Here is a 26985-nt window from a genome sequence, read left to right as displayed (position 1 = left end):
GCTGCTCCTGGTGAACACGCCGGGCGCGATAGGTGTGGTCACCCTCCAGGCGCTCACCTCGGCCGCCGTCCTGGCGTACTTCCTGCGCCGCCGCGGCGTCTCCGGCGCCCGGGTCGCGATTGCCGCCGGCGGGCTCGCGCTGATCCTGCTGAGCATCGTGCTCTACCTGCTCATCGACAACGTCGCCCTGCTCACCGGCGCCGCCTTCGGCACCAACGCGGCGCTGGTGGCGGTGGTCCCGGTGGTCCTCGCGGCGGGCGTCGCCTGGGCTTTCAAGATCAAGATCAAGAGCCCGTCATCGTACGGGCGAATCGGCGGCGAAGAGGTCCGGGCGATGAACCCCGTCCCGTCCACAGCGGTACTCGACAACGAGAACCGTCGCACGGAGGAGAGCCACGCGTGAGCGCCGCCGATCTGATCCTGATGGCCGACCGGATCCACACCATGTCCGGTGACTCCGCCCCCACCGCGATCGCCATGGCCGGAGGTGTGATCACCGCGCTCGGCGACCGCACCGATGCCCGCGACTGGCGCGCCCCGCACACCGAGGTCGTCGACCTGGGCGGCGCCACCATCACCCCGGGCCTGGTCGACGGGCACTTCCACCCGGTGATGGGGATCGGCCTCACCCGTGGCGTGGACCTGTCGTCCGTACGTACCGTCGCAGGTTTGAAAGCCGCCTTGCGCACCGCGGACGTGGCGCCGGGCGGATGGCTGGAAGGCTGGGGTCTCGATCCGAACGCCTTCGAAGGCGGCCCGATCACCCACGCGCCGCTGGTCGAGGCGGTCGGCCCGGACGTCCCGGTGTTCCTGCTGCTCTTCGACGCGCATTCGGCCCTGGTCAGCCCGAAGGCGCTGGCCATGGCCGGGGTCGACGGGCCGCGCGGGTTCGCCTCCGGCGCGAGCGTGGTCTGCGACGCCGACCGGGTCCCGACCGGGCACCTGCTCGAACTGGAAGCCCTCGGCCTGGTCCGCGCCCTGCTGCCGGACGATGCCCCGGCCGAACGCCGGGCCCGCCTCAGCGATCTGCTGCGGCGGATGGCGGCGTGCGGGCTGACCGCGGCGAACGCGATGGACTTCGAAGCCGACTCGCTCGACCTGTTCCGGGCCCTGGAGGACGACGGTGAGCTGCCGGTCCGCTGGCGGTGCGCGCCGTTCGTGATGCCCGGAACCGGCCGCGACGGGCTCGACGCGGTGCTCGCCCAGCAGCGCCTGTCCGGCCGTCGCTGGCAGGTGCAGGGCGCCAAGTTCATGATCGACGGCACGATCGACGGCGGCACCGCCTGGCTCGACGAACCCGACACCCACGGCGAGTCGACCGCCTGCTTCTGGCCCGATCCGCGCGACTACACGGCGGCCGCGTCCGTCCTGGCCGCCCACGGTGTCCCGCTGGTCACGCACGCCATCGGCGACGCCGGCATCCGCTACGTGCTGGACACCTACGCCGAGGTCGCCTCGACCGGGGTCCCGCACCGGATCGAACATCTGGAGACCATGCCGTCCGAGCTGATCGGCCGGTTCGCCGAACTGAACGTGACCGCCAGCATGCAGCCCACCCACTGCACCAGCTACACCCGGGCCGACCACAGCGACAACTGGTCCAGCCGCCTCGGCAAACGCCGGGCCGACCGTGCCTTCCGGGCCCGCGACCTGCGCGAACGCGGCGCCCGCCTGGCACTCGGCTCGGACTGGCCGATCGCGCCGTTCGACCCGCGAGCGATCCTGGCCGCGGCCCGCCTGCGCCGCCCGGCGGGGGACCCGGATGTCGAGCCGGTGCTGCCGGAACAGGCGCTGACCGCCCGGATGGCCCTGGAGGGCTACACCACCGCGGCGGCCGCGGCGGCCGGCCTGGCCCAGTCGTCGGGCCGGCTCCGGCCGGGCTACCGGGCCGACCTGACGGCCTTCACCCTCGACCCCCTGACCACCAATCCCGACGAACTGGCCGCCTCCCCGATCCCGATGACCGTCGTAGCCGGATCCATCGCCCACCGAACCCTCTGACCCGCCCCGCCGCGCTTCCCCGGGCCGTTCCGGGTTCGCCCCGGTGGGCGGGCGGCGGCTTCGGACTCCTCGGGCAGTAGGTTCGACACCGTGCCCCGACCTGTCGCCCCGCTGCTCTCCCGGGAGCAGATCGCATCGGCCGCCCTCGAACTGATCGACGAGACCGGCACGTTCACCCTGCCCGGCCTGGCCCGGCGGCTCGGCGTGAGCGCCTCCTCGATCTACTACCACTTCCCGGGCGGCCGGGAGGCGATCATCGAGGCGATCCGCGGTTTCCTCACGACCGGTCCGGCGCCCACGACCGGCACCGACTGGCAGACGTACGCCCAGGAGTGGGCCCGCGAATACCGCCGGGCCTTCGCCCGTCACCCGAAGGTCGTGCCGATGCTCACCGCGCAGACCGTCAGCGACCCACGAACCCTGGCGACCTACGAGGCCCTGGCCCGGGTGCTCCGGGACGCCGGTTTCCACGAGGAGGAGCTCCTCCACGCGGTGACGATCCTGGACTGCTTCATCCTGGGTTCGGCTCTGGACGCAGCCGCCCCGCTGGACGTCTGGGCGGCCTCCGACGACCCGGAGTCAGCCCTCGGCGCCGCGATCCGCACCGTCGGCCCCGAGCCGGAGAAGCGTTCCGAACGCTCCTTCGAAATAGGCCTCCGCCTGCTGCTGACCGGCCTGGCCGAACTCCGAACCTGACCCACCCGGAACCCTTCACCCGCCGTCTTTGAAATCCTCGCTATTCCGACCTAGTGGACAAATGATCTCTAGCCTGTAAGAATGGCTCTCTTTATCAGCAGAAAGCTCACGTTCCCCGTCGTTCTCGCCGTCTCCGCCGGGCTCGGCCTGACCTCGATCGGCGGTCTGCCCGCCCCGGCCCTCGCCGCGACAACTGTGATCGCGGGCGTGCCGAAACCGCCTGACCGGCAGAAACAGCTGGAGAAGGCACTGATCACCGAGAAGGACGTGCCGGCCGGTTACATCAAGCAGGACGACGGCGGTTTCGGCGAGATCGTGGCGTCGATGCTTCTCGAACAGGATCCCGAAGCCGATCCCTGTGACGCCGCCGGCAGCGTGTCGTCCCTGTCGGCGACCGGCCCGGCCATCGGCGCGGGCGAGCCGGTGCCGACGATCCCGCCCGGGACCACGACGGCCCCGTCCGCCCCTTCGGCTCCGGAGCCGGTCAAGGCCAGTCCGCCTCCGCCGCCCGTGGCCCAGCCGGAGGTCGTCCCGCCGAGTGCCACCGCCCTCTTCGTCCACGACAAGACCGGCGCAGTCGCGCTGGAGGTCCTGTCGGCGGTCGGTGAGGACGCAGCCGTGGCGGCGGTCGACCAGGTCCACGCCATCCTGGCGGAGTGCCCGCAGATCGAGGTCGAGAGCTTCAAGATCACGACAAAGCCGCTGAGCTGGAACCCGTCACTCGGCGACGAGTCGATCACCGCCACCCTGGACCTCCAGGCCCGCTTCTTCGGCATCGACATCTCGGCCCACCTCAAGTTCGCGCAGATCGCCTACCGCGACGTGTCCCTGGCCGTGGCCCTGATCGGCGCCGACGATCCGAAGGACCGTGAACTCAAGAAGATCACCCGGGCAGCGGTACGGAAGCTGGTGACCACCTCAGGCATCCACACGGCGGGCTGAACCCGGAATCGCCACGGCATCCCGATGGGGGTGCCTCAAAACCCGGTGGGGCTCTCACCGCTGTCTCGAACCTCCTGAGACGGCGGCGAGGGCCCCACCGGCTTTCGTGCGCCGGCTTTCTGGAAGGTAGCCGTACTAAAACCCTCTGTGACCTGCGCTGATGCGGGTCGCGACACGCGAATGTGATCGCTCTCACTTCCACTGTGCTGAATGCCTGCACCGCGCCCTGTCGACTCGGGACGGTCATCCGGGCGGCATCGTTCGGCGTCAGTTTTGCGCCAAGATACTGCGCGGCGGTCGATGGGCCGCCGGTGAATCGAGCGGGAGGAATCCGCGTGGAGGGGCGTGACGGCGGGCTGCCTGTGGATCCGGTTTCCGGGGAACAGCTTTCCGGAGAGCAGCTTTCCGGAGCGCAGCTTTCCGGGGAGCAGCGCAGGCCCTCGCGGGCGGACAGTCTGCGGCTCACCCGCATGCCCCAGATCCCGCGGACCACACCGTTCCCGGGCCAGGGCGGTGGCCCGGCCGATCAGCCGTCTCCCGCTCAGCCCGTTCCGCAGCCCGGGGCAGGACGTCCGAAGCCACCCGGGACGCGGCGGCCGAGCCGGCCGTGGGGATGGATCGCGGCTGGCGTGGTCGTCCTGCTGGCGGTGCCGATCGTCCTGGTCAGCGTGTACCGCACCGGGGACCGGACACCCGCCGCGGCGGCGGTGCCGTCCGGACCGGTCGGGTCGACTCCCGACGCGTCGGAGCCGAACACCCTCCCGTCGGCGCCGATCGTCGACCCCGCGGCCACGAGCATCGTGCCGTCTGCGTCCGCCGAACCGTCGGCCACCGGCTCGTCGGCTGTCGCGCCGTCGGCCGGCGTATCGGCGTCTGCCACTGCCGCCCCGAAGCCGAGCGTGACCGGCAGGCCGAACCCGTCCGGCGCGAACCTGGCGCTACAGGGCACGGCGACCGCCTCGGCGTCCGAGGGCGCCCCGTGGCAGCCGGCGAACGCCATCGACGGCGACCCGTCCAGCCGCTGGTCGAGTGGTTTCTCCGACGACCAGTGGATCCGGGTCGACCTGGGCCGCAACTGGCAGATCTCGGAGATCGTCCTGGTCTGGGAACACGCCTACGGAACCGCGTACCAGGTGGAGACGTCACGCGACGGCAAGGCCTGGACCCGCGCTTACGCGACCACCACGGGCACCGGTGGCACCGTGCGGATCGCCGATGAGTCGGTCGCTCGTTACGTGCGTATGCATGGCACGAAACGGGTCAGCTCCTACGGATACTCCCTCCTGGAGTTCGAGATCCGCTGAGCCACCCTAGCTCGCCGAACGCCTGTCGACACCTGTCACCGTCCGTAGTGGAGCGCTGTCAGGCCGACGTTCCCACCCTGCGTGACCATCGATGGGCACCCCTTCGAGGGTAGTGCGGAATATTTTTTCGGGCACTTTTCACACGTACTCTGAGCTGCGGTTTTGACCCTTCTCGGTGGGGCGATTCGGGATGCTTCCGGACGAGAGCGTTGAACCCCTCGGCGCCTGCCGCCCGTATGGCCCCCCAACCGACGGCATGGATGTCCAACGACGAGGAGTGATTATGAGGGCGCGCTCGTACCGACGTAACAACCCGGACAACCGGCGGAAGACGATCGGCGCGGTGGTGGTCGCCGGAGTTCTCGTGGTCAGCGGTGTGGCAGGTGTCCAGCTCGCCAACGCCAGCACCGAGGCGAACAAGGGCGCCCAGGCGAAGGCCGCCGACGTGATCACGGTGAACGGCCAGCAGTTCGACGTCGCCCAGTGCACCGAGCTCCAGATCGACGGCGCGAACGTGATCTGCAACGGCGAGGAACTCGCCCCGGTCGAGCAGCAGGCTCCCGGGGAAGCGGCCGCGGAGGCGGCGGTCGCTCTCGAGGCGGCGTGTGACACGTTCGCCGCCGATGTGGCCGCAGCCGCCGGTGAGGCCGGGGCCGAGGACGCCGCCGGCGCCGCCGAGGAGGCCGCGGAGGACCCGGCTGCCGCCAAGGCCGCGAACCGGGCGCTCGCCAAGAAGTACGTCAAGATCCTGAAGGCCGCCAAGAAGGAGAAGAAGGGCAAGGGCAAGAAGGAGGAGGCAGCTGAGCAGGGCGCCGCCGAAGAGGGCGCGGCCGGAGCTGACGAGGCGGCCGACGCGGCTGCCGCTGTCACCGCTGCCCAGCAGGCGTTCCTCCAGTCCTGCCTGACCCTGGCCGACGCCAAGGCGGTCGCCGCGGCGGCCGGCGCCGAGGACGCGGGCGCCGAGGATGCGGGCGCTGCTGAGGAAGGCGCGGCCGAGGAGGGCGCCGCTGAGGAAGGCGCCGCCGAGGAGCAGGGCGCCGCTGAGGAGCAGGGTGCGGCCGAGGAGGCCGCCGGCCAGACGGCCAGCACCAAGCGCGGCTGACCTGGTAGTACCCCACATTCCGTGACGGTGGTCCGGGCGACGAGGCGGCGCCCGAACCACCGTCACGCTTTTGTCGGGCTGTCCCGCGTCGTTATCTTTGCCGGATGCCGGTTCGTCATGCGGTTCCCGGGGATGCCGTCGCGCTTGCGAAGGTGCATGTCCGCACGTGGCAGGCGGCCTATGCCGGGCTGATCCCGCAGGGCTATCTGGATTCGCTCGATCCCGCGCAGCGTGAACCGGGCTGGCGGCAGTGGCTGGACGGGCTCCGGCCGCCGGCCGCCGTCCTGGTCTGGGCCGAGGGCACGGCGCCGCCGGTCGGGTTCGTGGCGATCCAGCCGAGCCGTGACCCGGGCACGGACGCCGGGGAGATCACCGCGATCTACCTGCTGCCGTCCCATCAGGGGACCGGCGCCGGCCGGGAGCTCATGGCGGCGGCGGTCGATCATCTGACGACGGCCGGGTTCCGGCGGGCGACCCTGTGGGTGCTGGAGTCCAATGCCGTGGCCAGGCGGTTCTACGAGGCCGCGGGCTGGGTCGCCGACGGCGCGTCGAAGGTGGACTCGTCGCGGGGGTTTCCGCTGGACGAGGTGCGCTACGGCCGTACCCTAGCCGGATCTTGATCTTCGAATTGGCCGGTCAGGGCTTGCGGCCGACCGCGCCGTAGATCGCGACCTGCTCGGCCGGTGGCCGCTGGTGGGCCGGGACCTCGGGCAGCCACTCGGAGACCGGGACGATGCCGGGGCCGATCAGGCCCAGGCCGGTGAAGAACTCGGCGAACTCGGCGCGGGTGCGCGGGTGCGCGTCGGACCGGCCCTGGACGATCATCTGGCGGGCCACCGCGGCCGTCTCCGGGCTGCTGTAGTCGAGCGTGAAGTTCGACGCGGCCAGATAACTGCCGGACGGCAGGGCGGCCAGCAGCTCACGGACCACGTCGCGGGCCTGCGCGTGATCGGCGATGAAATGCAGCACCGCGATCAGGACCAGCGCGACCGGCCGGCCCAGGTCGAGCGTCTCCTTGAGCTGCGGGTGGCCGAGGATCGTGCGCGGATCACGCAGATCGGCCTCCAGATAGCGGGTGACGCCCTCCGGGCTGCTGGTGAGCAGCGCACGGGCGTGCACGCCGACCATCGGATCGTTGTCGACGTAGACGATCCGGGCGTGCGGGACCCGGCGCTGGGCGACCTCGTGTGTGTTGTCCGCGGTCGGCAGGCCGGTCCCGATGTCGAGGAACTGGTCGACCCGCGCCTCCTCGGCCAGGAACCGCACCGCACGCTGCAGGAACGAGCGATTCTCCCGGGCCGAGAGCCGGACCGTGGGGTGGGCCCGCTCGATCATGTCGCCGGACTCGCGGTCGGCGGCGAAGTTGTCCTTGCCGCCCAGCCAGTAGTTGTAGCGGCGGGCCGGATGCGCCGTCGACGTGTCCAGCCCGGCCGGCACCGTCTCGTCCACCACAGGTGCCCCCTGATCCGTGTCGATGTCCCGCGACTTTACCGTAGATCCACTTTGGATCGGAGGTTTCTTTCTCGTTGCACGCTGATGACTTCCGGCCTACTGTGCCGGTATCCCCTATCTTCGACGGTCATCGATTCCCCCGATCGATTGTCGAAGCGCTTCGACATCCCCGAAGGAGCACCCGTGCGCAGACTCCGTCTCGCCCTCTCCCTGCTGCTCGCCGGCGTTCTGCTGGTTCTCGGGCAGGCCCCCGCCCAGGCCGCCGTCTGGTGGTCCTCCGACCAGTGGGGCAACTGGACCAGTGGCGGCTACACGCTCTACAACAACATCTGGGGCAGCGGCGCCGGGCCGCAGACCATCTGGGCCAACTCGACCAGCAACTGGGGCGTCTGGGCCAACCACCCGAACACCGGCGGCATCAAGTCGTACCCCAACGCCAGCCGTAGCGTCGGCATCAAGCTCAGCGCCCTGCGCAGCGCCACCAGCACCTTCAACGTGACCGTGCCGACCAGCGGCGTCGCGTTCACCACGGCCTACGACATCTGGGCCAACGGAACCAGCTACGAGATCATGCTCTGGATGAACAAGTACGGGGCCGTCGGGCCGCTCGGCACCTTCCAGACCGCCGTCACGGTCGGTGGCCACACCTGGAACGTGTACTCCGGGTCCAACGGCGCCAACCAGGTGTTCTCCTTCGTGCGGACCAGCAACACCAACGCCGGCACCGTCGACATCCGCGCGGTCCTCAACTGGATCCGGACCCGTGGCTGGTATGGCGACGTCACCCTCAGCACGATCCAGTTCGGCTACGAGATCACCTCGTCGAGCGGCGGCAAGGACTTCGTGACCAACAGTTACTCGGCCTCGGCTAGCTGACGCACAGTTCATCCATAGCCTCCGGTGTTTGCATGGTGGCGTAACACCCACCGAGCGGCATATCGGAGGAAACGTGAGTTCAAAGCATCATCCGACCTATCAGGGGCGTCCACTCCCCAACCCGGACGAGGAGGTCTTCGACCAGGGCCTCGGTTTCGACCTGGACACCCTGATGGGCCGGCGACAGCTCCTGCGAGCCTTCGGCATCGGCGCGGCGACCCTGGGTCTGGCCGCCTGCACCTCCCCGTCGTCCACGTCGACATCCACGTCGTCGACGGCCGCCACGTCCACCGTGTCGGCGGGCGAGATCCCCGACGAGACGGCCGGGCCCTACCCCGGCGACGGTTCCAACGGCCCCGACGTCCTGGAGCAGAGCGGAATCGTCCGCAGCGACATCCGCACCAGTTTCGGCGACGCGTCCGGAACCGCCGAGGGCGTCCCGATGACCCTCGAACTGACGATCAAAGACCTGGCCAACGGCGGCGCCGCCTTCGCCGGGGTGGCCGTCTACGTCTGGCACTGCGACCGGGCCGGCCTCTACTCGATGTACTCCGAGGGCGTCACCGAGGAGAACTACCTGCGTGGCGTGCAGATCGCCGACGCCGACGGGAAGGTGAAGTTCACGAGCATCTTCCCGGCCTGCTACACGGGGCGGTGGCCGCACATCCACTTCGAGGTCTACCCCGACGAGGCCAGCATCACCGACTCCACGAAGGCCATCGCGACCTCGCAGGTCGCCATCCCGCAGGAGTACTGCGACACCGTCTACAAGGAGAAGGGCTACGAGTCGTCGATCACGAACCTGGCCCAGCTGACCCTCGCCACCGACAACGTCTTCGGTGACGACTCCGGCGCCAAGCAACTCGCCACCGTCACCGGGGACGTGGCCAGCGGGTACGCGGTCGCCCTCAACGTCGGCGTGGACACCGGAACCACCCCGGGCGCCGGCGCCGCCCCGCCTGGTGGTGGCGGCCAGCCTGGTGGTGCTCCGCCCAGCGGCGCTCCTGGCGGTGGTGGTCCCGGTGGAGGCGGGCCGGGAGGGGCTCCGCCCAGTGGGGGGCCTGGTGGTACCCCGCCTTCGGGTGCGCCGCCTGCCTGATCTCTCGGCCGGCCCGGGCTTTCGCCCGGGCCGGTCCCGCGTTGCGTCTCCGTCCGGCGCGGCCGTTGCACCCGTCTCGGTCTTCCTTCAGTCTCGGTCTTTCCTTCGGTCTCCGGTCCCGGTCTCGGTCTCCGGTCCCGGTCTCCGGTCCCGGTCCCAACCTCGGTCCCGGTCCCAACCTCGGTCCCGGTCCCAACCTCGGTCCCGGTCCCGGCCTCGGCCCCAGGTTCGGTTTCGGTCCGCTCCGGCTTTGGTTCCGGTCCGGCCTCGGCTCTGTGCCGTTCAACGATCATGGGCCGCCCGCTACCTGGTGAAGTCCGACAGCCATTGCCGTCCGGCGTTCACGAAATCGCGGCTGATCGTCGTGTTCGGCGCCCACGCCTCGAAGCCGTGCGGCGCTCCCGGAACCGCATGAAATGCCGCCGCCACGCCGGCGGCGCGCAGCCGATCGGCATATGCCAGATCCTCCTCATGGAACAGGTCCACGTCTCCGACACCGATCCACGCCGGCGGTAGCCCGGTCAGGTCGTCGCGACGTGCCGGCACCGCATGACGCGGTGGACTCTCCAAGGCGCCTGGCTCATTCTCGTCTGGCCGGGACCCGAGATAAGCACCCCACCCATACCTGTTGTTCTTGTTGTTCCAGACTCGATGACCGATTTCGTCCAGCTCGCGACGTGCCGCGGTGCGGTCGTCGAGCATCGGGCAGAACAACCACTGCGCGATCGGCTGAACCCCGTCCTCGTCATACAACCGCTGGGCCAGCGCTGCTGCCAGGCCACCGCCGGCGCTCTGGCCGCCGACGATCACCCGGCCCGGGTCGACGCCCAGCCGTGCCGCATTGCGCAGCAGCCAGGTCCAAGCCAGATGACAGTCGTCCAGCGGGGTCGGGAACGGGAACTCGGGCGCCAGCCGATAGTCGGCCGCCACCACGACGATTCCCAGCTCGGCCGCGGTGGCGCCACAGAGCCGGTCATCCTGCTTGGCGGCGCCCATCACCAGCCCGCCGCCGTGAATCCAGAGCAGCGCGGCCCGTGACCGAATCTGCTCCGGCCGGTGGACCCGGACTCCCGGGGCTCCGGGAATGGCCTGCTCGATGACCACACCTGGCGAGGCGGCCGAGCGGATCAGTGGCAGGGCGAGTCGGCTCAGCTGCCGGAACCATGGCGATGCCACCGGCATGGCCGGAAACCGCCGTACAGGCTTCCGCAACTCAGGCGCGATCCGCGACAGCTCCATCCTCGCCTCACTCTCCGATCGGGTGGCCCACGAGCCCTTCCGTCCAGCGTGGCCTGTCGAGCCGGCCCCGGGGAAGGAACGGCTCCGGCCGGTCGCCCGCCGTGTAGACAAGGATGCCACTTATTCGGACTGGCGACTAGCCGAATTTCCGACTAGTCTCATCCGCAACAAGGAGGTGCCATGGGAGCCGAGAAGCCAGGCATGCCGCCCGAGCCTGAGGCGGGGTGGGTGCGCGCGACCCTTGAGATGGCCGTGCTGGCCGCTCTGACCGAGGGCGACCAGCACGGATATGCCCTGGTCCAGCGCCTCGCGGAGGAGGGGCTGGGCAAGGTCCGCGGTGGCGTTCTCTATCCGGTGCTCAACCGGATGGAGGCCGACGGCGTCGTCGTGTCCAGTTGGCACGCGGGTCAGGGTGGCCCCGGGCGCAAGGTCTACGCGCTCACTGATCCGGGCCGTCAACGTCTGGCTGACCAGCGTGCGGCATGGAGCCGGTTCGCGGGCACCCTGAGCCGCTTTCTCGAGCAGACGACGGAGGCGAGATGACAGCGTTCGACAGGTGGGAGGCCTCGGCCCGGCTTGCGCTCAGCGAGCGGGGGATCGGCTACCACGAGGCGACACCGTTGATCGACGAGGCGCGTCAGCACTGTGCCGAGAGCTGCGAGAGCCCCTGGCGGGCCATCGGTGCGCCAGCTGATTTCGCGGCGGATGTCGCCGGCTCGCGCCCGGCCGAGCAGGCGTTGCGCGACACCAGAGGCAAGACCCCACGTGACTACCTGGGCGATGCGTTGTTCGGGCTTGCCGCGCTGGGCATCCCGGTGGCTGTCGTGGGCGCGATCGGCGCCGGCAGCCTGACGATTCCGGTGACGGTCGCCGGCCTGGCCGGTTCGCTGGTGGCGTGCCTCGCCGCCGTGGTCGCCTGGGCTGGTCCGGGCGCCTTGCGGGCGTCCGGGCATCCCCGGCTCGCGCCTTGGTCGTTCGCCCTTTGTGCGGTTCTGGGCGGGCTTGCCGGCGTGGCGTTCATCGAGCTTCCGCGGGAGCGGGTGGGTGGTCTGCCCGCGGTTGTCCTGCTGGCTGTCAGCGTCGGGGCGTGCTGGCTGCTGACCCGTCCCAGCCGGGCGGTCGTGCCCACAGACGGCGACAGCGAGGATGGTCCGGAGGAGGCCGAGGCCTGGTTCGCCCGTCTGGATGCGCTGTTGGTGGGCCGGTTCGATGTGGCGCCTGCCCGCGCCTCCGAGTTGGTCGCCGAGACCCGTGCCCACGTGCTGGCCACCGGCGGGCGGCCGCGCGACGAATTCCCGTCGCTTGCCGGTTACGCACGTGACCTGGCCGAGGGCGAGCCGGTGCGCCCCGGCCCGTGGTGGCGCAGCTCCAATGCGGGTCTGCTGGCGACGCTCGGTGTGGGGTTCGTGTTCGGCGTGCAGACCGTGGAGGCAGCGTTGAACGGCCCCTGGTGGCTGATGGTCTGCGGGGTCCTGGCCATGGTCATGATCATCAATGACGTGCGAGGCCGGCTGCGCTCCCGTCGATCCCGACGAAGCCGAGCGGTGGCCTCGTCCTGAGCAGCGCGGAGCGGGCCTACGGCCCATTCCCTCCGTGGCGTGGTCCGCATCCCCGTGATCGGGTGGAGACGGCGATGCGCAGGCCGTCGGCCCATTCGTGCAGCAGCCGCCGGTCCAGCGCCGGGGAGATCGCTCGTCGGGCCGTGGTCAGAGCACCTTGGTGCCGTACATCTCGCCGAGTGGGTCGGCGATCAGTTCGATGCGGGCGCCGTCCGGATCCTGGAAGTAGACGGAGACATCGCTGTGGACCGCATGTTCTACGGATGCGTCGGTGAGCCGCTGGACTATCTCGGCCCAGCGGCTGGGCTCCACCGAGATGGCCAGGTGGTGCAGGCCGCCGAGGACCTCGGCGTAGGGGCCCAGATCCAGGCCGGGCAGGTCGAAGAAGGCGAGCAGATTGCCGTTGCCGATGTCGAAGAAGAAGTGCGACGAGCCGGGGTAATCGCGGTTCTCGATCAGTTCGGTGAGCGGGAAGCCGAGCAGGCCCTGGTAGAAGAGGACGGTCCTCTCCACGTCGCTACTGATCAACGCGGTGTGATGGAGGCCCCGGGCGGTGGACTCCGGTCGTTGGCCCGGCGGCCGCAGGTGCTCCTCGCGGATGCGGTGGCGCGTGGCTTCAAGCGCGGCGAGGTCGGTCTGAGTGTCACTCATCCCTGGATCTTGCCTCGTCGGGCGTCAGCACTTCCCGGCGACGCGCGACTTGCGCGGCACCCGGCAAATACGACCAGTGCACTGGTTCCGGGAATCGTTCAGAACCTTGACAGAGGATCGGCGTCGGTGGATGAATGTGTTCGACCCTGTGTGAGCCCGTTCGGTCTTGCGGGGTTCCGGTTGTCCTCCCGGTCCTATTCGTCCGCTCTCAGCCTCCGTTGTCCGGCATGCCCGCCGTGACCAGGCGGTTCATGTTCGTGGAACTCGGTGTGCCCGTTCCCCTGAGGAGTCCGATGCGCCGATTCGTCGCCCGTACCTCCGTGTTGCTTGCCATGGCCGCCACCGGCCTGGTCGGCTTCGCCGCCCCCGCGGCGGCGGTGGTTCCGAAGACGCCGCCGCTCACCACGCCCTGGACCAGCCAGGTTTCCACCACCAATCCCCTTCCCGAGTACCCCCGGCCGCAGATGACCCGTCCCGACTGGCAGTCGCTGAACGGCGAGTGGCAGTTCCTCAACCCGGCGACCGACTCCGCCGGCAACGTCAACCGCAACGCGGCGCCGCCGATCGGGCAGACCCTGCCGGAGCGGATCCTCGTGCCCTACCCGGTCGAGTCGGCGCTGTCCGGGATCATGCGCAACGACAACCGTGACCTGATGTTCTACCGGCGGACGTTCACCGTGCCGTCCGGCTGGGCGGGCCGCCGGGTGCAACTGCACTTCGGCGCGGTCGACTACGAGGCCACGGTGTGGGTCAACGGTTCGCAGGTGACCACGCACAAGGGCGGTTACGACAGGTTCGAGGTGGACATCACGCCGCAGCTCAACGGCGGGACCAACGAGATCGTCGTCCGTGTCTACGACCCCACCAACGGCCGCGGTGAGGAGCAGCCGTCCGGTAAACAGGTCAACAACCCGAGCGGGATCTTCTACACGCCGACGTCGGGCATCTGGCAGACCGTCTGGCTGGAACCGACTCCGGTCTCGTCGATCTACTCGGTCGACATCTATCCGAACATCACCGCGAACACGGTTCGGGTGCGGGTGTTCACTCGTGGGAACGTCACCGGGCACAGCGTGTTCGCCGAGTCCATGGCCGGCGCCACCGTCGTGGGCAGCGCGACCGGCGGATTCACTGACTTCACCGTTCCGGTGCCGAACGCGCGGCGGTGGTCGCCCGACGATCCATACCTGTACAACCTGCGGGTCTCGCTCCGTGACTCCAGCGGGGCCGGCGTCGACCAGGTGACCAGCTACTTCGGCATGCGCGAGGTCGGCACCAAACTGGTCAACGGAGTGCTGCGGCCCACCCTGAACGGCGAGTTCGTCTTCCAGGCCGGCACCCTCGACCAGGGTTTCTGGCCGGACGGGCTGTACACCGCTCCGACCGACGCCGCGCTCGCCTTCGACCTGCAGAAACACAAGGACCTGGGCTTCAACATGGTGCGCAAGCACATCAAGGTGGAGCCCGCCCGCTGGTACTACCACGCCGACCGGCTGGGCCTGCTCGTCTGGCAGGACATCCCGTCCGGAGGTGACGACACCAAGTCGGCCGCGCAGATCGCGGAGTTCGAGACCGAGGCCAGGGAGATTGTCGACGAGCACCGCTTCTCGCCGGCGGTCATCACCTACGTGCCGTTCAACGAGGGCTGGGGCGAGTGGAACCTCGCCGAGACCCAGCGGGTCACCCGCGATCTGAAGAACTACGACCCGACCCGGCTGATGAACGCGCACTCCGGGTTCAACTGCTGTGCCTCCAAGGGTGACCCCGGGACCGGCGACATCATCGACTGGCACGTCTACACCGGGCCGGACGCGCCGGTGCCGTCGTCGACCCGGGTGTCGATCCTCGGGGAGTTCGGCGGGCTGGGTCTGCGCACCCCGGGGCACGAGTACAGCCCGAACGGGCAGTTCTTCGCCTACGAGCAGATGTCGAGCAACGCGCAGCTCAACGACCGGTTCACCGGGATGATCCGAGACTCGGAACGCCTGATGACCAGCAAGGGGCTCTCCGGTTTCGTCTACACCGAGATCACCGACGTCGAAGGGGAGTACAACGGGCTGCTCACCTACGACCGTCAGGTGCAGAAGGTGGACACCGGCCAGGTGCGCGCCGCGATGACGAGCCTGATCCGGGCGTCACGCAACCAGAACTCGGCGGCGCCGCTGGCGCTCGGGCACGTGCGGTCGTTCCAGGTGACCACGCCCGGATACACCGATCGTCATCTGCGGCACGCCGACTCGGTGGCCCGGACCGATGTGATCAGTGGGGACGGGGCTCGGCAGGACGCGTCGTTCCGTACCGTCGCCGGGTTGTCCGATCCACGCTGCTACTCGTTCGAGTCGGTCAACTTCCCGGGCCGCTACCTGCGGCACGCCAACAGCCTGGTGCGGGTCGACGCCGACACTGGCGGGTCGTTCGCCGCTGACGCCACGTGGTGCTCCCGGCCGGGCCTGGCGGCCGGCGGGGTCTCCTTCGAGGCGGCCAACCAGCCCGGTCAGTATCTGCGGCACGCCAGCGAGCAGGTGCGGATCGATCCCAACACGGGTGGCAGCTTCGCGGCCGACGCGACCTGGAACGTGTCGAATCCGGCGTTGTGGCGCAGCTCGGTGGTGCTTCCGTTCGATGTGCGGCGGTCGTTGCAGGTGACCACGTGGGGATACACCGACCGGTATCTGCGGCACGCCGACAGCCTGGGCTGGACCGAGGCGGTGAACTCGGGCAGCAGCGCGCTGCTCAAGGCCGATGCCACGTTCACCCTGCGCCGCGGTCTGGCTGACAACTCGTGCTACACGTTCGAGTCGGTCAACTATCCCGGGCAGTACCTGCGGCATTCCGCCAGCCGGATTCGGCTGGCGGCCAACGACGGGTCGGCGTTGTTCGCGGCTGACGCCACGTTCTGTGCACGGCCGGGGCTCGGTGGGGTCGGCGTGACCTTCGAGTCGCTCAACTTCCCCGGCCGGTATCTCAGGCACTTCGACGCCCAGGCCTGGATCGCGTCCGGCACCGGATCCGGATTCGACCGGCCGCTGACCCTGAGCGCCGACAGCAGCTGGACCGTCGCCGCTCCCTGGACCCCATAACCGCCCATACCTGATGAACGGCCGCTCGCGCGGGGTCGCGGGCGGCCGTTCGGCGTTCACCAGGGTGATCGGTGACGAGGGCGGTGGCCTTCAGGCGGGGTGATCGGTGACGAGGGCGGTGGCCTTCAGGCGGGGTGATCGGTGACGAGGGGCGGCGGCCTTCAAGCAGGGTGACCGGTGACGAGGGGCGGGGTTCATGCGGGGCGGTTGGTGGGGAGGGACGGCGGCGTTCACTCGAGGCGGCGGTGGGGAGAGGCGGCGGCCTTCACCTGAGGCGGTCGGTGGGGTGGGGCGGGGCGGGCACGCGGCGAGGACGCGGGCCGGGAAACCGTGCGGCGGGGAGAGAAAAGGAAGAGTCTTTTCGGACTGGTCCCATTGCGGTGTCGAAGCGGTAAAATGGGCGACCATGGGAGCGCTCCCAAACTTGCTCCCATGCCGGCCGGCGACTCCGCCGGGTGGCTCCGACTGCGACGGGGGAGGACCTGTTGCGCTACGGGCAATTCGACGATGAGCAGCGCGAGTACGTCATCGAGAGGCCGGACACACCGCTGCCGTGGATCAACTATCTCGGCACGGACGCCTACTTCGGGATCGTGTCCAACACCGCGGGTGGCTACTCGTTCTACCGTGACGCCCGTCTGCGGCGGCTCACCCGTTACCGCTACAACAACGCGCCGCTCGATGTGGGCGGCCGCTACGTCTACGTGCGCGACGACGTCAGTGGCGACTACTGGTCACCGTCCTGGCAGCCGACCCCGGAACGCGAGCTGGACGACTACGAGTGCCGGCACGGGCTCTCGTACACCAAGATCGGCTCTTCTCGGCGAGGGATCCGGGCCGAGACGCTCTATTTCGCACCGCTCGGGGAGACGTTGGAGGTCTGGCGGGTCCGGGTCACCAACGAGCGCACCGACAACGCGGAGCTGTCGCTGTTCTCGTCCGTCGAGTTCTGTCTGTGGGATGCGCAGGACGACGCCACGAACTACCAGCGGAACTTCAACACCGGCCAGGTCGAGGTCGTCGACGGGGTCATCTACCACAAGACCGAGTACCGCGAACGCCGTGACCACTTCGCCTATTTCGCCTGCTCCGAGCCGCTCGCCGGGTTCGACACGCAGCGAGAGGCGTTCCTCGGCGCGTACCGGGGCTGGGATCGGCCGGTCGCCGTAGAGAGCGGTCTCTCGAAGAATTCGGTCGCACACGGATGGCAGCCGATCGGCAGCCATCACGTCCGGCTGCGGCTCGCGCCCGGCGAGACGCGCGAGGTCGTCTTCGTCCTCGGCTACGCCGAGAATCCGAAGGACGACAAGTTCGACCCGCCGGGCTCGCAGACGATCAACAAAACCCGGGTCAAACCGGTCATCTCCCGGTGGCTGCGGCCCGAGGTCGTCGATCAGGGGTACGCCGACCTGCGCGCCTACTGGGATCGGCTGCTGAACACGCTGCACGTGACCACACCGGACGGCGACACGAACCGCATGGTCAACGTGTGGAACGCCTACCAGTGCCTGGTCACGTTCAACATGAGCCGGTCGACGTCGCTCTACGAGACGGGCATCGGCCGTGGCATGGGCTTCCGCGACTCGAACCAGGATCTGCTCGGTTTCGTGCACATGATCCCGGAGCGGGCCCGGGAGCGGATCCTGGACATCGCCGCCACGCAGAAGGAGGACGGCGGCGCCTACCACCAGTACCAGCCGCTGACGAAACGCGGCAACAACGACATCGGCGACGGCTTCAACGACGACCCGTTGTGGCTGATCCTGGGCGTGGCGGCGTACCTGAAGGAGACCGGCGACCACACGTTCCTGGACGAGCCGGTGCCGTTCGACAACGTGCCGGGCAGCGAGGTGCCGCTCTACGAGCACCTGCGCCGTTCGCTGAAGTACACGCTGGACCGGCTGGGCCCGCACGGCCTGCCGCTGATCGGCCGCGCCGACTGGAACGACTGCCTGAATCTGAACTGTTTCTCCGACACTCCGGGGGAGCCGTTCCAGACGACCGAGAACGCGTCCGGTGGCGTCGCCGAGTCGGTGTTCATCGCCGGCCTGTTCGTGCTGGCCGCCAAGGAGCTCGCGGTGATCGCCGGGCTGCGCGGTCAGGACGGTGAGGAGGTCGTCTACCGGGCGGCCGCCGAGAAGATGGCCGGCACGATCACCGAGCACGGCTGGGACGGGGCCTGGTTCCGGCGGGCGTACGACTTCTACGGCAACGTGCTCGGTTCGGGGGAGAACGACGAGGGTCAGATCTTCATCGAGCCGCAGGGCATCTGCGTGCTCGGTGGGGTGGGTCTGGAGGACGGGCTCGCGGTGAAGGCGCTGAACAGCGTCGCCGACCGGCTGGCCACCCCGCACGGGATCGTGCTCCAGCAGCCGGCCTTCTCCAGCTACCGGATCGAGCTGGGCGAGATCTCCTCGTACCCGCCCGGGTACAAGGAGAACGCCGGGATCTTCTGCCACACCAACCCGTGGATCATGATCGCCGAGACGATGGTCGGCAACGGGGACCGGGCGTTCGACTACTACCGGCGGATCAACCCGTCGGCCCGGGAGGAGATCAGCGAGACGCACCGCACCGAGCCGTACGTCTACGCCCAGATGATCGCCGGCCGGGACGCGCCCACCCACGGCGAAGCCAAGAACTCGTGGCTGACCGGCACCGCGGCCTGGAACTTCGTGGCGATCAGCCAGTGGATCCTGGGCATCCGGCCGGACTTCGGCGGCCTGCGGATCGACCCGGTGCTGCCGGCCGGCTGGCCCGGTTTCACGGCGACCCGCGGGTTCCGGGGCGCCACCTACGAGATCAGCGTGACAGGTAGTGGCCGGGTCACCCACCTGCTCGTCGATGGGGTACGGGTGGACGGCAACCTGGTTCCGCCGGCCGAGCCGGGCGCGGTGGTCCGGGTGGAGGCGGTCCTGGGCTGATTCCATTCACGCCGGACCGTTATCTACCCCGCGGTCGAACGGCGTGTCGCGAGCCGGATGCGCACCGTACCGTGTGGAGGGTCGGACAGTGCCGTCGGCGGGTATGGAGGGGCACCCGGCTCGCGGAGGAACCAGTGAACGAATGGACCAGATTCGGTGCGAACAGCCCGATCCCAGCCCGGTTGCGCAGTCGCCGCCGGCCGGTGATCTGGCTGTTCGTGGGTGTGCTGTTGATGGTGGGCGCGCTGCGGCTGATCGGTGAGCACAAGCCCGGCGCCGCGGGTGTGATCGGGTTCGCCGGCGGGGTGACGATCCTGGTCCAGACCGGCAAGCTGATCTCCCGGACTAGGACGCTGCGCGGGCGCCCCCGCCTGGCCGCGCGCCGCGGCTGGACGTACCGTTCCGAGGACGCCGCATTGCCCGCCTCGACCCGGTTGGAGCAGTTCCTGCGGGACGCGCCGCCCGCGTTCGCGGTGCTCACCGGCACTGAGAACGGGGTGCCGTTCGTGGTCTTCGACCAGACCCGCGACATCGGTGGCCATGACACCTTCTACCTGGCCAGGCTGCCCCGGCCGCTGCCGGTGGGCCGGGTGTCGATCGCGGACGGGCAGCTGATCGGTGGTGACATCGGCACGCCCGAGGTGGCCGCCCTGTTCACCCGTGAGCTGTTGCAGCGGATCGAAGAGGCGCTGCCCGGCTGCGGTTACGTGGTCACCGGCGAGTGGGTGAACACGCCTGTCACCGCCCTGCTGAGCCCCCGGCCCCGGGAGATCGAGCAGCGGATCGACGCGATGACCCGGGTCGCCGCCCTGCTGTCCGACGCCGCAGACGAGCTGACCTCGGCGGGGTGACTATCTCCTACATTGCAGATAGGTTTTAGGGGTGCCTCTCACTGCTCGCTACGGCGACCCCGATGCCGCCGTCTCCGTCGCCAACGACGTGCTCGCCGTACAGTTCGCGCACCGCTCGGTCCGCCGTTTCGGTCCCCGGGACGTCACCGCCGACGAGCTGACCGCCCTGGTCGCGGCCGCCCAGTCGGCGCCCACCTCGTCCAACCTCCAGCCCTGGAGCGTCGTCGCGGTCCGTGACCCGGAACGCAAGAAGCGACTGTCCGCCCTCGCCGGGAACCAGGCCTTCATCGCGCAGGCGCCGCTCTTCCTGGTCTGGATCGCCGACCTGGGCCGGGCCCGGCGGCTGGCCGACCGGGCCGGGGTGGCGGCCGACGCCGCCGACTACCTGGAGACCACGCTGATCGGGTTCATCGACACCGCGCTGGCCGCGCAGAACGCGGTGGTCGCCGCCCGATCGCTCGGCCTCGGTACGGTTTTCGTCGGCGCGATCCGCAACCATCCCGAGGAGGTCGCCGCCGAGCTCGGCCTCCCGCCACACGCGGTCGCGGCCTTCGGCCTCGCCGTCGGCGAGCCCGACCCGTCCGAGCCGGCCGGCATCAAACCCCGTCTACCGCAGGCGGCGGTGCTGCATCAGGAGACATACGACGCGGTCGCCGCCGACAAACACATCGAGTTGTACGACGAGCGCCTCACCACCTACAACAGCACGTACGGCCTCCCCGGCGCATGGAGCGACCGGGTGCTGGCCCGCCTGCGCGGCCCCGAGTCGCTGGCCGGACGCCACGTGCTGCGCGCCGTCCTCGAGCGCCTGGGCCTACCGTCCCGCTAAACCCGCCAGCCGTCGCTCAGCGCTGGTATGGCGGCTCGTTGGGGACGCTGAGCGACGGCTGGCGGTCTCGGCCGTCGCTCAGCGCTGGAATGGCGGTCTTTGGGGACGGTGAGCGACGGCTGGCGGTACGGAGGTTGGCCCCGTGAAACCTCAAGACGGGCGTGCGGTCGTCGAAGAACACCTGTGTGCGCCGGGCCCGGAACCTTCTGACCGGCCGGGGCGGCCATGTGCCCCGGCCGGTGGCGGGGCGCGCCGGGCGTACCGTATCGGTGGCCTTCGGGGTTGTGGCGGCGATCTTCGCGGCCGGGTACGTGTACGGCGGGGCGCCGGTCCGCACCGGTCTGATGTTGCTCTCCGGCATGGTCGCCGCGGTGGCCATCGCGGTCGGCCTGCGCCGGCACCGGGTGATCGACCAGCGGCCGTGGGTTCTGGTGATCATCGCGTTGCTGCTGCTCACGATGGCGAACGCGGCCTGGTTCATCGCCGCTCTGCAGGGTGTCGCCAAACCGCCGGATCTGCTGGTCGTGCCGCCGCAACTGGGCGGTTACGTGTTCATGCTCGCGGCCAGTCTGCTGATCGTGCTCCGGCACGCGCCCCGCGACGCGAGCGGCACCATCGACGCCGCGGTGTGGGGGATCGCCCTGGCCGCGCCGTTGTGGGAGTTCGCGTTCCGGCCGCGCATGCTGAGCATCGGCATGGGCACGGCCGGGCTGTTCCTGGTGCTCACCCAGCTGCTGGTGCTGCTCGGCATCTGCGGCGCGCTGCTGCGGGTGGCCCGGACCAGCGAGGCCGGCCGGACCTGCCTGAACTACCTGTTCGCGTCGCTGGGCTGCACGATCCTCGGCATCGCGCTGGTCAACATGGGGCCGGTCTCCGGTGAGAACGCGTCGTTGCCGGCCCTGTGCTTCGCGGTCGGGTATCTCGCCCTCGGCGCGGCCGGGCTGCACCCGAGCGTCAAGCAGCTGAGCGAGCCGGCCGCGAACCTGGCGCCGCCCACCCCGAAACTCCAGCTCGGCCTGCTCGGCACGGCGCTGCTGCTGATCCCGCTGTGCGGCGGCCTCGGTCAGCTCCTGGGCCAGCCCGCCGACGGGCTCCTGCTGACCATCGCGCCGCTGCTGAGCATCCCGCTCGTGCTGGTCCGGATCAGCCGGCTCAAACACGCCCTGCTCTACCAGGCCACCCACGACGAGCTGACCGGACTGGTGAACAGGCGGCACCTGTTCACCGAGATGCAGAAGGCGATCGCCGCGCACGCCGGTGGGGCGCCGGGCGACCTGGCGCTGATCTACTGCGACCTGAACGGGTTCAAGCCGATCAACGACGAGCACGGGCACGAGGCGGGCGACGCGATCCTGCGGGCCACCGCCGGCCGGATCACCGACGCGGTCCGGGCCGGGGACGTGGTGGCCCGGATCGGCGGCGACGAGTTTCTCATCTTCTGTGCCGAGGCGGACGATGCCACGGCCCGTGCGCTCGGGGACCGGATCGCCAGGTCGATCGCGGCGCCCGTGGCCTGGGGCGGCCGCGACCTGGGAGTCACCGCCGCGGTCGGCACCGTCACCTGGACCGAACGCCGGATCGTCGCGCCGGACGAACTGCTCGCGGCCGCCGACGAGCAGATGTACGCCGACAAACGCGGCTCAGCGCAGCGCCGGCAGCACCTTCGCCCCGAACGCCTCGACGAACGGGCCCAGGTCCTGCCCCACGTGGTGCAGGTAGATCCGGTCGAAGCCGAGGGCCGCGTAGCCTCGTAGCCACTCGACGTGCCGTTCCAGGTCGGCCGAGATGTTCACAACCTTCGCCACCTGCTCGACCGTGACGTGCTCGGACACCACGTCGAACTCCTCGGCGGTGGCCAGGTCCCAGCAGACCGGCGGTACGAAGATGTTGCCGCGCCACTGGTCGTGGGCGATCGTCTCGGCCTCCTGCTGCGAGCCGGCCCAGCTCAGGTGCACCTGAAGGCAGACCGGTCCGCGGCCGCCGGCGCCGCGGTAGGCGGCGATCATCGCGCGCAGGTGTTCCTCGGGCGCGTTGACGGTGACCAGCCCGTCGGCCCACTCGGCGCACCAGGCGGCGGTGGCCGTGCTGATCGCGGCGCCGATCAGTGGCGGGGTGACCTCCGGGCGGGTCCAGAGCCGGGCCCGGTCGACGGTGATCAGCCCGTCGCGGGACACCTCCTGCCCGTCGAGCAGGTCACGGATGACGTCGACGGACTCGCGCAGGCGGGCGTTGCGGACCTCCTTGCGCGGCCACTTCGCCCCGGTGATGTGCTCGTTGCTGAACTCGCCGGACCCCAGAGCCGCCCAGAACCGGCCCGGGAACATGCTGGCCAGGGTGCCGATCGCCTGCGCGACGATCGCCGGGTGGTAGCGCTGGCCGGGCGCGTTGACCACGCCGAACGACAGGTTTGTGGCCTGTAACGCGGCCCCCAGCCAGGACCAGGCGAAACCCGACTGGCCCTGACGGGAGCTCCACGGCGAGAAGTGGTCGGAACACATGGCGGCGTCGAACCCGGCGCGCTCGGCCGCGATCATCGCGTCCAGGAGCGCGCCGGGCGGGATCTGCTCGTGCGAGGCGTGGATGCCGTACTCGGTCATGGACCGGCTACATACCCACTACTCGGGCGCCATGACCAGGATTCCCAGGCACATCTCGTCGCTCGTGCCCTCGCCCCACACCACATACCGTGCGGGCAGTTTCTGGAGCTGGGGCAGCTGCTTGCGCAGCGTCGCGTCGTGGGTGCAGGTCACCCGTACGTTATCGCCCTTGTTGATTTTGATCGGCTTCGCGAGTGGGACGAGCGCCTGATCGTCGAAGTTGTACTGCGGGGTGTCCAGCAGGGTCTGCGCCTTGGCCGTCCCCGGGTTGAGCTCCACCTTGATCGCCCGGCCCAGCAGGTGCATGTGCCCGGCCGCCATGTAGACCGTGCCGCCCTGCTCGACCGGCTGGTCACAGCTCTGGGTGTTGCCCGATTTCGGCGGCGCGCCCTTGTTGCACCACTGGTTGAGCTGCTTGACCTGCTCCGCCGAGTCGGCGCCGAAACGCTTGCCGACATCGGTGACAGCGGTGTCCCGGTCGCAGAGCTCCCCGCTCTCGCCCGGGGCGCACGGCAGCTCGATCGGGGCCATCACCAGCCCGGTCTCCAGTGGCTTGAGCCCGGTCGCCGAGGAGAGGCGCATCTGCATGCCCGACGCGTCCGAGCCGGGGCCGCCGTCGCCGGCGCCGAGCAGGTTGTAGTGCACCTGCATGACCAGCTTGCTGCCGGGCGGCATGGTGAACCCGAACCCGGACGGCATCAGCGTCTCGCCGGCGCCCGGCGCCCAGTGCGCCACCCAGGCGGTCTGGCCGTCGACACCGCTGTCGCCGAAGCAGGTCCAGCCCTCACCGGCTGTCCCGGCGTCCACCTGCTCGGCGGCTTTCGCCTGCTCGGGGCTGAGCCGGTAGAAGATCGCGTGGTGCACGATCGCCGCGTTCTGCGGGCGGAACTGGCTGCCGGTCAGGTAGGCCGCCTCGGTCAGGCCCGGGTCGACCAGGAAGCACCGGTACTCATCGGTGCCGCCGTTCGGCGCGGCCGGAGTGTACGGCGTCTTCAGCCCCACCTCGACGAAGCGCTCGCCCTCGCGCAGCGGGCTGGCCGGTGGAGCGGAGCCGGAGGCGCTGTGCCCGGTGTGCGGGCTGGCCGGTGGCGCGACCGCGGCCGGCTCCGGCTCCTTGGCACACGCGGCCAGGAACAACGCGGTGGCGAGAACGGCGGCGGTGGCGGGACGGGCGAACCTCATTGCGGGCCTCCCCAGGGCCGGACGACGGGTCCGCCTCATCCTTTCAACCACCAGTCACGCCCGTATATCGGTGGTAACCCGGACGAGACCCTGCGAATGGATCATCAGGGTGGTTTCAGGGTCCTACACTCGGCCGCGTCTCCTCTGTCTGGACCGGCGCGATCTGCGGCTCGGCCGGGCCGCTGTCGCTGCGAGCCAGCGTGAATGCGGCGCCGCAGAAGAGAATCACCACCAGGGCGATCACCACGCTGATCCCCACCCAGAGCGCGGTCCGCGAGACCGGCCGGGGTGGCGCCGGAGGGAAGGCCGGCGCCGCCGGGTACGGTGCGGGCGCGGTGACCCGGGGCAGGTCGGTCTGGGTGTCCGCGGCGGCCACGATGCTCTCCGGGTCGCCCAGGCGCTCCAGGATCGTGCGGACCTCGGCCTCCGACTCCGCGCCCGACTCGGCCCGCGCGATCTCGATGTGCTCGCGCAGGTCGCCGAGCAGTTCCTCACGGCGCCCGGCGGGCAGACGGCTTGCGGCCCGCTCCACCCGTGCCAGGTAGGCGGCGACCAATTCGTCGGTCTGGGTCATCTCAACTCTCCGTTCCCAGGATGCGGTCCACACCGCTGCGGAAGGTGACCCACTCGGTGCGGAAGTGGGTGAGAGCCGCTTCGCCGTCCGACGTGAGGGTGTAGTAGCGCCGTGGCGGGCCGGCCGGGGCCTCCCGCCAGGTGGTCGCGATCCGCCCGTTGCGCCGCAGGCGCGACAGCAGCGGATACATCGTCCCCTCGCTGGTGGTCATGCCCAGACCGTGGCTGAGCTGCTGAACCAGCTCGACGCCGTAGAGCTCGCGCTTGTCGAGAAGCGCGAGCACGCAGTACTCGATGGTGCCCCGGCGCAGGGCCGTGGTCAGTGCCGCTTCGTCTGTCACGTTCACAAGGTACCTTGCGCCGCAAGGTACTAGCAACAATGAGAGGGCCGCCGCAGCGGCCCCCTCGACGATCAGCTCGTGATACGGAACGTGGCGTCGGCCTTCTCCGTGGTGGTGCTGATCGGGTCGATGCGCAGCAGGTAGTTGTAGTGCCGCAGGTAGCGGGTCGGGTAGTTGTACGACTGGAACGACGACCAGGTGCTGTCGGCCAGCCCGGCCACCTGCTTGAACGTGGCGTCCGCGGCGAACGTCGCGGTGCCGTCGTTGGCGGCGAGCTGCCCGTCGTACGAGTAGTGCCGCAGGTAGTAGCCCGGGTAGTTGACCGACTCGAACGACACGTAGCCCGAGCTGTTCGCCAGGCCGGGGACGATCCGGAACTGCGAGTCGCGCAGCGGGCTCACGTCCGCGTCGATCCGTACGTCGAAGTTGGCGTGCCGGACATAGCGGGTCTGGTTGTTGTAGGACTGGATCCGCTTGAGCGTCGTCGTGCTCGCGCCCCACTTGGCCAGCACCCGGGTCTCCTCGGCGGCGGTCAGGTTCAGGATCGAGCCGTGCCGCTTCTTGGTGGTGCCGAGGCTGTAGTCGGTACGGGTGGCGAAGTTCGCGGTGCTGCCCAGGTTGGTCGACCGCACCGGCATGTACCCACGGCCGGTGGCGTACTGGTCGACCCAGAGGTGCCACTCGTTCACGCCGTTGGTCTGCGCCCACATCGGGCCCTCGACGACGTTGCCGCCGGTGGCGCCGTTGGAGATGCCGAGGTGCTGGAGGTCGCCGATCTTCGTCCACGTGCCGAGGATCGAGTTGCTGCCCTCGACGGTGATCTGCCCGTCGGCCGACGCCCGGTAGTAGCGGTACCCGCCCAGGCTGTTCGCCACCTCGACGATCTGGGTGTCGATGATGCCCTGGCCGGATCCCCTGTCGATGTAGAGCGTCGGGGCGGTCACGGTGCGGAAGTCGCTGGTCCGGACGTACCAGATGCGGTGCTTGGTGACGCCGTTGAGCAGTGAGTTGGTGGCCCAGTAGATGACGTAGTCGTTGGTGGCCGGATTCCAGATGGCCTCCGGCGCCCACGCGTCACCGGCGCCGGAGATGCCGCCGGCCACGTTGATCAGCCGGGGCACCGACCAGTTGACCAGGTCGGTGGACTCCCAGACGACCAGGTTCTTGCTGCCTTTGCTGGACGCGTCACCCCACGAGGTGCCGCTGGCGATCCGCAGGTCGGTCGCGATGATCCAGTACTTGTCGCCGTTGGGGGACCGGACGATCGCTGGGTCGCGGACACCCTTGGTGCCGACCGTGGACAGCAGGACCGGGCCGCCGGCGTTGAGGTCGGTCCAGTTGCGACCGTCCTTGCTGTGGGCGAGATAGATCTGCTCACCCTGCGCCGACTCGCCGATGAAGTGGGCCATCAGATAGCCGGTGAACGGGTCGAGGGCGCTGGCGGGGGCGGCCAGGCCGGTGAGGACGAGGACGAAGGTGGCCAGTAACGCGCTGATGCGACTGAGGACTCGGGGCATCGAAACTCCGATTGTTAGCGCTAACGCACGGGGGAATGTTTCGAAGTGTTGATGCCCGTAACTTTCTTGTCAAGAACTCGGCCGGGGGGGGGCGCGCGGGGAAGGGGGTGGAGTCGGGGGGGGGCTGACGGCGCGTGGTCCGCGGGACCAAGTTGGGGTTTTTTGCGAGG

General features: G+C 69.7%; 24 protein-coding genes. 16 read left to right on the top strand and 8 right to left on the bottom strand.

The features are described from left to right. Positions 1 to 10: 10 nt before the first annotated feature. The 7 genes from AB0E94_RS20960 (at position 11) to AB0E94_RS20930 (ending at position 6665) form a co-directional block, all read left to right on the top strand. A complete protein-coding gene (locus AB0E94_RS20960; protein ID WP_360328507.1) occupies positions 11 to 403 on the top strand; it encodes a hypothetical protein in 393 nt (130 codons plus the stop codon). After that, positions 400 to 2001 (top strand): amidohydrolase, encoded by a 1602-nt coding sequence (locus AB0E94_RS20955; RefSeq protein WP_360328505.1) that lies wholly within the window; start codon positions 400 to 402, stop codon positions 1999 to 2001. The genes AB0E94_RS20960 and AB0E94_RS20955 overlap by 4 nt, the downstream gene beginning before the upstream one ends. Positions 2002 to 2091: 90 nt before the next feature. Then, a complete protein-coding gene (locus tag AB0E94_RS20950; RefSeq protein ID WP_360328504.1) occupies positions 2092 to 2697 on the top strand; it encodes a TetR/AcrR family transcriptional regulator in 606 nt (201 codons plus the stop codon). 81 nt (positions 2698 to 2778) lie between these two features. Continuing rightward, a complete protein-coding gene (locus AB0E94_RS20945; RefSeq protein WP_360328502.1) occupies positions 2779 to 3639 on the top strand; it encodes a hypothetical protein in 861 nt (286 codons plus the stop codon). Positions 3640 to 4268: 629 nt separating this feature from the next. Next, positions 4269 to 4943 (top strand): discoidin domain-containing protein, encoded by a 675-nt coding sequence (locus AB0E94_RS20940; protein ID WP_360328500.1) that lies wholly within the window; start codon positions 4269 to 4271, stop codon positions 4941 to 4943. Between the two features lie 283 nt (positions 4944 to 5226). Continuing rightward, entirely contained in the window at positions 5227 to 6045 is an 819-nt protein-coding gene (locus AB0E94_RS20935) for a hypothetical protein (protein ID WP_360328498.1), read from the top strand. Between the two features lie 104 nt (positions 6046 to 6149). Continuing rightward, a complete protein-coding gene (locus AB0E94_RS20930) occupies positions 6150 to 6665 on the top strand; it encodes a GNAT family N-acetyltransferase (protein ID WP_360328496.1) in 516 nt (171 codons plus the stop codon). A gap of 16 nt (positions 6666 to 6681) precedes the next feature. Here the strand turns inward: AB0E94_RS20930 and AB0E94_RS20925 are convergent, their stop codons facing one another. Further along, complete coding sequence (locus AB0E94_RS20925) at positions 6682 to 7497, bottom strand: SAM-dependent methyltransferase (protein ID WP_360328495.1); 816 nt, start codon at positions 7495 to 7497, stop codon at positions 6682 to 6684. Positions 7498 to 7680: 183 nt separating this feature from the next. On the opposite strand from AB0E94_RS20925, the gene AB0E94_RS20920 reads away from it, so the two are divergent. Together AB0E94_RS20920 and AB0E94_RS20915 are read left to right on the top strand one after the other, a co-directional pair. Beyond that, the gene (locus AB0E94_RS20920) at positions 7681 to 8373 is read left to right on the top strand and encodes a hypothetical protein (RefSeq protein ID WP_360328494.1); all 693 of its coding nucleotides are present in this window, start codon (positions 7681 to 7683) and stop codon (positions 8371 to 8373) included. Positions 8374 to 8446: 73 nt separating this feature from the next. After that, positions 8447 to 9472 carry an intradiol ring-cleavage dioxygenase gene (locus tag AB0E94_RS20915; protein ID WP_360328492.1) on the top strand — a complete coding sequence of 342 codons (1026 nt, stop codon included), beginning with the start codon at positions 8447 to 8449 and terminating at the stop codon, positions 9470 to 9472. Positions 9473 to 9775: 303 nt separating this feature from the next. On the opposite strand, the gene AB0E94_RS20910 is transcribed toward AB0E94_RS20915, so the two are convergent. Further along, positions 9776 to 10654 (bottom strand): alpha/beta hydrolase, encoded by an 879-nt coding sequence (locus AB0E94_RS20910; protein ID WP_360328490.1) that lies wholly within the window; start codon positions 10652 to 10654, stop codon positions 9776 to 9778. Between the two features lie 237 nt (positions 10655 to 10891). On the opposite strand from AB0E94_RS20910, the gene AB0E94_RS20905 reads away from it, so the two are divergent. Both AB0E94_RS20905 and AB0E94_RS20900 read left to right on the top strand, forming a co-directional pair. Then, positions 10892 to 11254, top strand: coding sequence for a PadR family transcriptional regulator (locus tag AB0E94_RS20905; RefSeq protein ID WP_360328489.1), 363 nt, complete (start codon positions 10892 to 10894; stop codon positions 11252 to 11254). Further along, a complete protein-coding gene (locus tag AB0E94_RS20900) occupies positions 11251 to 12270 on the top strand; it encodes a hypothetical protein (protein ID WP_360328487.1) in 1020 nt (339 codons plus the stop codon). The genes AB0E94_RS20905 and AB0E94_RS20900 overlap by 4 nt, the downstream gene beginning before the upstream one ends. Before the next feature lie 147 nt (positions 12271 to 12417). Here AB0E94_RS20900 and AB0E94_RS20895 read toward each other — a convergent pair whose 3' ends face one another. After that, positions 12418 to 12921, bottom strand: a complete 504-nt coding sequence (locus AB0E94_RS20895) for a VOC family protein (RefSeq protein ID WP_360328485.1) — start codon at positions 12919 to 12921, stop codon at positions 12418 to 12420. A 293-nt stretch (positions 12922 to 13214) separates the two neighbouring features. Between AB0E94_RS20895 and AB0E94_RS20890 the strand changes: the two genes are divergently transcribed. The 5 genes from AB0E94_RS20890 (at position 13215) to AB0E94_RS20870 (ending at position 22359) form a co-directional block, all read left to right on the top strand. Beyond that, a complete protein-coding gene (locus tag AB0E94_RS20890; RefSeq protein ID WP_360328484.1) occupies positions 13215 to 16001 on the top strand; it encodes an AbfB domain-containing protein in 2787 nt (928 codons plus the stop codon). A gap of 485 nt (positions 16002 to 16486) precedes the next feature. Beyond that, positions 16487 to 18925: a glycosyl transferase gene (locus AB0E94_RS20885; protein ID WP_360328483.1), complete on the top strand. Its 2439-nt coding sequence runs from the start codon at positions 16487 to 16489 to the stop codon at positions 18923 to 18925. A 134-nt stretch (positions 18926 to 19059) separates the two neighbouring features. Next, the gene (locus tag AB0E94_RS20880; protein WP_360328482.1) at positions 19060 to 19776 is read left to right on the top strand and encodes a hypothetical protein; all 717 of its coding nucleotides are present in this window, start codon (positions 19060 to 19062) and stop codon (positions 19774 to 19776) included. A gap of 31 nt (positions 19777 to 19807) precedes the next feature. Next, positions 19808 to 20605 carry an NADPH-dependent oxidoreductase gene (locus AB0E94_RS20875; protein ID WP_360328481.1) on the top strand — a complete coding sequence of 266 codons (798 nt, stop codon included), beginning with the start codon at positions 19808 to 19810 and terminating at the stop codon, positions 20603 to 20605. A 269-nt stretch (positions 20606 to 20874) separates the two neighbouring features. Next, complete coding sequence (locus AB0E94_RS20870) at positions 20875 to 22359, top strand: GGDEF domain-containing protein (protein WP_360328479.1); 1485 nt, start codon at positions 20875 to 20877, stop codon at positions 22357 to 22359. Here AB0E94_RS20870 and AB0E94_RS20865 read toward each other — a convergent pair. From AB0E94_RS20865 to AB0E94_RS20845, 5 genes are all read right to left on the bottom strand, one after another. Then, on the bottom strand, positions 22246 to 23202 hold the full coding sequence (locus AB0E94_RS20865) for a TIGR03885 family FMN-dependent LLM class oxidoreductase (RefSeq protein ID WP_360328477.1): 957 nt from the start codon (positions 23200 to 23202) through the stop codon (positions 22246 to 22248). The two genes, AB0E94_RS20870 and AB0E94_RS20865, sit on opposite strands and share 114 nt — an antisense overlap. Positions 23203 to 23220: 18 nt before the next feature. Beyond that, positions 23221 to 24384 (bottom strand): monooxygenase, encoded by a 1164-nt coding sequence (locus AB0E94_RS20860; RefSeq protein WP_360328476.1) that lies wholly within the window; start codon positions 24382 to 24384, stop codon positions 23221 to 23223. A gap of 115 nt (positions 24385 to 24499) precedes the next feature. Continuing rightward, on the bottom strand, positions 24500 to 24958 hold the full coding sequence (locus AB0E94_RS20855; RefSeq protein WP_360328474.1) for a hypothetical protein: 459 nt from the start codon (positions 24956 to 24958) through the stop codon (positions 24500 to 24502). A 1-nt stretch (position 24959) separates the two neighbouring features. Continuing rightward, positions 24960 to 25298, bottom strand: a complete 339-nt coding sequence (locus tag AB0E94_RS20850) for a PadR family transcriptional regulator (RefSeq protein WP_360328472.1) — start codon at positions 25296 to 25298, stop codon at positions 24960 to 24962. 71 nt (positions 25299 to 25369) lie between these two features. Beyond that, positions 25370 to 26815 carry a glycoside hydrolase family 43 protein gene (locus AB0E94_RS20845; RefSeq protein WP_360328470.1) on the bottom strand — a complete coding sequence of 482 codons (1446 nt, stop codon included), beginning with the start codon at positions 26813 to 26815 and terminating at the stop codon, positions 25370 to 25372. Between the last annotated feature and the right edge of the window lie 170 nt (positions 26816 to 26985).

The organism is Actinoplanes sp. NPDC026670 (assembly GCF_040638175.1).
Lineage (GTDB): Bacteria > Actinomycetota > Actinomycetes > Mycobacteriales > Micromonosporaceae > Actinoplanes.
This window is presented reverse-complemented; position numbering and strand designations above follow the sequence as displayed.